A 6,275-nucleotide genomic window follows, 5' to 3' on the forward strand; every position below is an offset into this window, starting at 1 on the left:
GGTGCACCCCATGCCTTTAGCGTATTCGGTAGTGATAGATATGATGCACGTGCAGATGAGCGCTCTTGGAAACGTTATTTGGACTTTTTAGCAGAAGAATATAAATAGTCTAACCGCGTAAAAAATAAGAACGCCTAAATAAGAAGACCCAAATAAAAAGCCACTTCAATCGATCATCTTCTGATCTTAATTGAGGTGGCTTTTCTGTTCTAAGAATTTGATGCTTTATATTTTTTGAAATACCAATAGTTGATTATTGGCAGGCATTGCATAAGTATTATTCAGTTGCAAATGATGTTCACTTGCCAAACTGACAATGTCCTCTTTATGGCGAATACCACTATCAGGATTGCCTGCTCTCAACATCGCATCAAATCGCTGATTGCCCTCACTGGTATATTTACCATCTTCGTTAAACGGGCCATATACGATCAGCTTTCCACCGATAGGGAGCGCATCACCAGCCAATGCAAATAACCGTTCAACCAAAGCCCAGCTGATAATATGCAGCGTATTAGCCGTAAACATTGCATCATAAGGTAAGTTTAACTGGCTATTGACAGGTACGGCATCCGTACTCAAATCAAACGCTAAAGGGGCATATAGATTGGGCGCAGGGTAAGCATGATGCCAAGCTATTATGTGCCGATGATTACTAATCACATCGCTCGTTTGCCATTGTAGCTCAGACAGATTGGGCGCAAAATGCACACTATGCTGACCAGTTCCAGAGCCAACCTCTAGCACATGTCTAAAGCCTTGTAGCTCAATTTGCAGCACTTCTAAAATAGGCTGCTTATTATTCTCACACGCTTGAGAGACTGGCAGTGCAGCGATGTCCACTTTATTATTCAAATCATCATTATGCATTACGGCTCTCTCCAAACTGTCTATGGTACTTTTGGCAGTAGTTGCATATATCAACAAGCATTGCCAAACAACTCACTATCAGTAAATACCTGCTTCTACCCCAGCAGCTAGCGTCATGGCAAGCTCTTCTACTTGCGCAGTGAAGCTCTCTTGCCAATCGCCCTGTAGTATCAGCGCCTCTTGTACCCAAGACCAGCGCAATCCCGTGGTAATGGTTTTGAGCGCAAGCTTGGTACCCGTACCATCATGCCCTGCCCGTATGTATACCGCAAATGGCATGCCCTGCTTTTCTTCTAGTACAGGATAGTAGCAACGATCAAAGAAATCCTTGGTCAGCCCTGCCATATACGCTAGGTTTTCGGTCGTACCTAGCAGTAACGCATCAGCAGCTAATACGTCTTCTGGCTGCGTGTCCTGCGGTGATTTCAAAATGACAGCGATATCTATATCAGAATGATTGGCACCGTCATAAGCTGCCTGCGCCAATTGCTGAGTATTAGGCGATGGCGCATGAGCGACGATGAGTAGAGTCTTAGTAGACATACTAAGCGTCAGTGCCGTTGTTAAATACTAGATTTTGAGTAATGGCAGGATCCAAGCTGTTGCCTACTGGACACGTTAACGCTGCTTTATAAAATCGTTTTAAGGTGCTCTCATCCAACACACGTGGAAAATTAACGATAATGTGTATTTCACTCACACGCCTTGGTTTGGCAGCCATGACTTTGGTGACTTCTGCGGTCGTACCTGAGATATCGATATCCATCGCTTCGGCTTTAATACCGATAATCGTTAAGATACAACTGCCCAGACTGGTGGCTAGCAAATCAGTGGGAGAAAACGCTTCGCCCTTACCGTGATTGTCCGTCGGTGCATCGGTGATGATTTGATTGTTAGACTGTAGATGAATAGCTTGTGTGCGTAAATTACCTTGGTAGGTTACTTTCGATGTTGTCATGGCGCTTCTCTTTTATAGTTGTTGTTTCTAGATTACTTCTTTTTAAAATATTAAGTGGCACAGGCTATTTTCTGTTAGGTTTAAAATTTGATTACTAATACCACCTGTTCCAATATGCCATATATTTTTTATATGATAGCCATTTACATTAACTATTTTCTAGTAAAATTCAAAAAATACACGTAAACGCACCACGTAACTCATGCCTCTCTCAAGTTCTTAATCTATATTATGTACTGCCAGTATAGAGGTAAGATTTCGTATTAGAGCTTTCTCGAAACCCCGCTACAATATGAAAACAAAGCTTTTCAATATCTATTACTCGCTGGTTAAGAATACTGAATGTATATCGCCCTCCGATGTCAGCGGCTTTCTCACGGCCATGAGCAATAGCGTTTCTATGTTCTTTAATTTCATTCAAAATCCAAACATTTATACCTTCAGGTATAGGGGTGCCCTCAAGATGAAAAATACCCCATATATCTTCTATTTGTTTATTCGAAATATTTATACCATCTGTAGGAAACACTGAATTATCTATATCTACTGGTTCAGACGAAAACAGTGCATCAAAGAATTCTTTCTTCTTGTCCCATACTTTCTTCTTGCCGCTTCCAACTAAAGCATTAAACTTTCCATCAAGAACAGTACATAATAAATATCTCTGATAGTCCATCGGCTTCAGCTGTTCCTGCCTTAATATTTCTAAATATCTAGAAACCACACTAGTAATCGTGTACTCAATAGACGAATACAATGATACGAAAAGATATCCTTTTTGGATTTTAATCAGTTCGGAATTTTGATTATCTAGTTCAAGACTCGAAATGTGACTAATCAATTCTTTTGACTGATTGAGTCTATCCATTATTTCCAATTCAACTGATTGATACATAACTACTTAAACCTATCGTAACAATAATCAATTCTTGCATTTAGTCTAGGTCTAGAGTTTGTTGCACCAGAAGTAAGCTGGGTTAATTCATCATCATCTATCCATACTGATACATTTTTACCTCGTATATCTATACCTTCTTCTATTGCATCAGCAGCTCCAATCGTTAGTGCTTCAAACAAATTAAATGGAGTTGTTGTTCGAATTCCTCTTTTAATTCCATCTGGAAGTTCATATGCTAAGGCCTCAAAAGTCTTTTCAAACGTAGAGCGATTTTTTTTGTAATCAAAAGAGGTAGACGCATCCGCCATATAGTCATTTAAAAAACTAACAACACTATGTTCAAATCTATTTCTATTATTCTTGTATGCAAAAAATCTGAGTATCAACTCATTCTTCGTACCATCTTTGACTTTTGCACTTGGAAGATTAACTACAGCATTGAAACATTCATTTTGTGCTAACTCACTAATAAAGTCGTTAAATTGCCCACGAAAAACACATGATCTAATTTCTTGATCTGTTAATTTAATACCACCAGTATTTAATCTTTCAAAAAGATCAAACCGAACTTTTAAATCACTTTTATCACTTAACGTAGTGACTTTTAAAGGTCTGAGAGAAAATTTCAACTTTAGAGTTTGTGGTAAATCATTGAAACTAGCACCGTTATACTCACTTAAAACACTTAGTCCACTTAGAACTAATGAATTTTTAAATCCGAACTTCGCTAGTTGGTACTCATTGCCAACAAAATGAATTAAAGAATTTAAACGCTGAACTCCATCTATAAGTTCCCAAGAACCATCTTTATTTGCAGCCATAAATAGACTTGGTACAGGAATACCTAAAAAAACAGACTCTATTAACCTTGATTGATTTTCTTTAGGCCACCTGAACTGACGTTGATATTCAGGAGCAATATCTACAATACCTTCATCTGTCATTGAGACCAACTCTTTAACTGAGATATCAAAGGAGTCAAAATCAACTTTCCTAGTTTCTTTGTCTAGTTGGTTAACAAAATCTTTCATAATCTCTCCTGATTTCTTATGAGAAACTGCATTTTTCATTCTAAGTTCCAACTCTTTATTAGGTTCTAATCTTACAATAGTAGCACGAGCTAATAATATATCGAAGAAAGCCTAATGATATACTTTTTATAATTTTAAATAATAAACCTATAAAAAAATACGCATCTATAAATTCATTAGAACTATAAATATAATCTATCAAGTATTTTATAATAGAAAAATTTTATGCACATAGAAAAGCCCTTGACGAATTAACGTTGGGGGCTTTATCTAGAATAGAGAGCTGACGATGACCTACTCTCACATGGGCGCACAACACTACCATTGGCGCTACGATGTTTCACTTCTGAGTTAAAATATAAAATAATAGCTAAAGCCTAAATGTAGTTTTTGCAAACTGACGACTCTATCTATTTGAGGATTAAGCTGTTCAAATAGTAATATCTATGAAAACCTAATAGCCACAAACTCACCTTCCTTAAACAATTTATTAGCTAAATCTCGCTGAAATGTACGTCCAATAACCTAAGAGCAGTATGAACAAGCCCCAAGACAGTAAAAAGCATAAGTAGTACGACTCGCTATCAAGTGCCACATAATAGTAAATGGCCAGTCCAGTACTCACTAACAGAGAGACTGAATATGCGATAAGTAAGGTAAACAGAGCGGTATTTTCAAATTCGGATAAAACGGGGCTATTCTCTGCACAAATATAAAAGAGAAAACCAAGTGAAAAAGCCCCACCAATCGTAATATGCAAAAATGATATTAGAACCAGTGACCAAATTGACATAAGTTTTCCCTTTGCTGCCTCAATTCTTTCTTAAAAATTCTGAGTTATAACGTTGATAACTTAGTCCGGTTATATTTTAAATGGTGTCAGATCTATCTTTTCAAACTCACATACTGCTTTTATACTAGGATTTTCACTTAATCGATTTAGATACATTGCCAAGTTTTTATAGGTCATAGGCGACTTTTCTGATACCAATGACCACTCCGCCAACATAAATAAGAAATAATCACATGCCGATAGTTTTTCACCAAGCAAAAACTCATTAGACTCCAGCTGATCATTAATAATAGACAAAGCCTCTGCAATACGATCATCTTGAGCAGATATAACACTTGGTATATTACGTTCATCATTGGTGTGACGATGTGGATAATAACGAACCATCAGCTCCGCTTGCAATGTGTTGTTTAAAAATGCCAGCCATTGAAAAAACAACGGGCGTTTAGGGTCGCCAAGTGCAGGTATCAACTCATACTCTGAATATGATTCACAAATATGAATGCAAATAGCAGGACTCTCAAAGATTGCCTGCCCATCATCAACCAGCGTTGGAATACGTCCAGCAGGATTCAACCTCAAATAATCAGCTGATTTGTGTCTGTTACTCTCTCTTTCAACCAGTATTAATTCATAATCCGCCTGTACATGATGCAGCAAAAAATGTGGCGCTAAACTCGCATTGTTCGGATAATAGTAAAGTTTAAACAAAACAGACTCCATTCTAAGGCTGAAAGAGAGCGATAGTAATTTACTATCTGGCTGATTAACTGACTGAGACATATTTTAAATCAAAGCTTAATCGCTTAATAGAAGCTCACTAGTGGCTTTAGCTGTTAAATCTGCTTCTAATAGCAGGTTCATCGTTATTGATGCTTTTGATCGTCTCAAACCCTTCTTTCGTACCAAAATATAGAGCATCTGTTTTTTTCTCTCTATAAAAACGCAGTTCATCGCCATTACTATCAGTTAGCGTAAACTCATTAAAGAGTTTTTCCCAGTGCGCTTTCTTTTCAGATTCGTTATGATCCGCTTTAAATGTCGGCTTTAAAATATACGCAAGGTCGTGGTCTTCCTCAGTGGTTAGCAAAGGCAATAACTCTTTATGCGTGGTTAGATATAGACATATTTTTTCGATATCATCTAAAGTTTCTTTGCTATCAGTTAGTTTGATAATTAACATCGGTTTATATCCTCATTTACTTTTTAGCTTGCACTTTATAAAGCATTGTTTAACTTGCTGCCATCTGAGTCAGATCAGATGCTATTCCATCTGCCATCTATTATCTACCCATACCGCATCATTGTCATCTAGATGAACGTGCCATTCTGCATCAGCAACCACGAGACGAATCTCAGTCAGACATTGTAGCCAATGATTGATGCTATACATCAGGACCTCCACATCTACGCTAGCAGGCATTTTAGTAGCACCTGCTAATATCACTTCTGACTCACTATCATCATAAGCATAGAGATCAAAAGATTCCGCGTCTTCTGCATGTTCAAAGCTATCATTATATTTATCAATGATAAGCGTAATGTCTTCTTGCTCCTGCTCAGTCAAAAGCGTCGTACGCTCAGCGGTATAGTAGAGAGAAACGCCCATAACATGCTCCTAAATATAAAAGTAATTATGAATAGTAACACACAGAGCCGTGCCTAAGAATTAAGAAATCTAGCACTTTTTCACAGACAAAGAAAAGCCCCTTGATACAAGGTATC

Annotated in this window: 8 protein-coding genes; all 8 read right to left on the bottom strand. The window is 37.6% G+C overall.

Annotation, left to right across the window (positions count from 1 at the left end):
• Window positions 1-225: 225 nt before the first annotated feature.
• Entirely contained in the window at window positions 226-870 is a 645-nt protein-coding gene (locus ACT3SX_RS13240) for a DUF938 domain-containing protein (protein WP_192520548.1), read from the bottom strand.
• A gap of 78 nt (window positions 871-948) precedes the next feature.
• The gene (locus tag ACT3SX_RS13245; protein WP_192520549.1) at window positions 949-1,413 is read right to left on the bottom strand and encodes a flavodoxin family protein; all 465 of its coding nucleotides are present in this window, start codon (window positions 1,411-1,413) and stop codon (window positions 949-951) included.
• Window position 1,414: 1 nt separating this feature from the next.
• Window positions 1,415-1,828 (bottom strand): OsmC family protein, encoded by a 414-nt coding sequence (locus ACT3SX_RS13250; protein WP_192520550.1) that lies wholly within the window; start codon window positions 1,826-1,828, stop codon window positions 1,415-1,417.
• A gap of 229 nt (window positions 1,829-2,057) precedes the next feature.
• The gene (locus tag ACT3SX_RS13255; RefSeq protein WP_192520551.1) at window positions 2,058-2,723 is read right to left on the bottom strand and encodes an MAE_28990/MAE_18760 family HEPN-like nuclease; all 666 of its coding nucleotides are present in this window, start codon (window positions 2,721-2,723) and stop codon (window positions 2,058-2,060) included.
• A 2-nt stretch (window positions 2,724-2,725) separates the two neighbouring features.
• Window positions 2,726-3,796: a DUF262 domain-containing protein gene (locus ACT3SX_RS13260; protein ID WP_225739313.1), complete on the bottom strand. Its 1,071-nt coding sequence runs from the start codon at window positions 3,794-3,796 to the stop codon at window positions 2,726-2,728.
• 823 nt (window positions 3,797-4,619) lie between these two features.
• On the bottom strand, window positions 4,620-5,261 hold the full coding sequence (locus tag ACT3SX_RS13265) for a glutathione S-transferase family protein (RefSeq protein WP_192520552.1): 642 nt from the start codon (window positions 5,259-5,261) through the stop codon (window positions 4,620-4,622).
• 118 nt (window positions 5,262-5,379) lie between these two features.
• Window positions 5,380-5,733 carry a hypothetical protein gene (locus tag ACT3SX_RS13270; RefSeq protein WP_192520553.1) on the bottom strand — a complete coding sequence of 118 codons (354 nt, stop codon included), beginning with the start codon at window positions 5,731-5,733 and terminating at the stop codon, window positions 5,380-5,382.
• An 81-nt stretch (window positions 5,734-5,814) separates the two neighbouring features.
• On the bottom strand, window positions 5,815-6,159 hold the full coding sequence (locus ACT3SX_RS13275; RefSeq protein ID WP_192520554.1) for a hypothetical protein: 345 nt from the start codon (window positions 6,157-6,159) through the stop codon (window positions 5,815-5,817).
• Window positions 6,160-6,275: the final 116 nt, after the last annotated feature.

Origin of the sequence: Psychrobacter sp. AOP31-B2-9 (assembly GCF_052378005.1) — a bacterium.
GTDB lineage: Bacteria > Pseudomonadota > Gammaproteobacteria > Pseudomonadales > Moraxellaceae > Psychrobacter.

What these genes read in the sequence shown, in the direction of transcription:
- ACT3SX_RS13240 (WP_192520548.1), bottom strand. Translation starts at nt 870, where the DNA reads ATGCATAATGATGATTTGAATAATAAAGTGGACATCGCTGCACTGCCA.
- ACT3SX_RS13245 (WP_192520549.1), bottom strand. Translation starts at nt 1,413, where the DNA reads ATGTCTACTAAGACTCTACTCATCGTCGCTCATGCGCCATCGCCTAAT.
- ACT3SX_RS13250 (WP_192520550.1), bottom strand. Translation starts at nt 1,828, where the DNA reads ATGACAACATCGAAAGTAACCTACCAAGGTAATTTACGCACACAAGCT.
- ACT3SX_RS13255 (WP_192520551.1), bottom strand. Translation starts at nt 2,723, where the DNA reads ATGTATCAATCAGTTGAATTGGAAATAATGGATAGACTCAATCAGTCA.
- ACT3SX_RS13260 (WP_225739313.1), bottom strand. Translation starts at nt 3,796, where the DNA reads ATGAAAAATGCAGTTTCTCATAAGAAATCAGGAGAGATTATGAAAGAT.
- ACT3SX_RS13270 (WP_192520553.1), bottom strand. Translation starts at nt 5,733, where the DNA reads ATGTTAATTATCAAACTAACTGATAGCAAAGAAACTTTAGATGATATC.
- ACT3SX_RS13275 (WP_192520554.1), bottom strand. Translation starts at nt 6,159, where the DNA reads ATGGGCGTTTCTCTCTACTATACCGCTGAGCGTACGACGCTTTTGACT.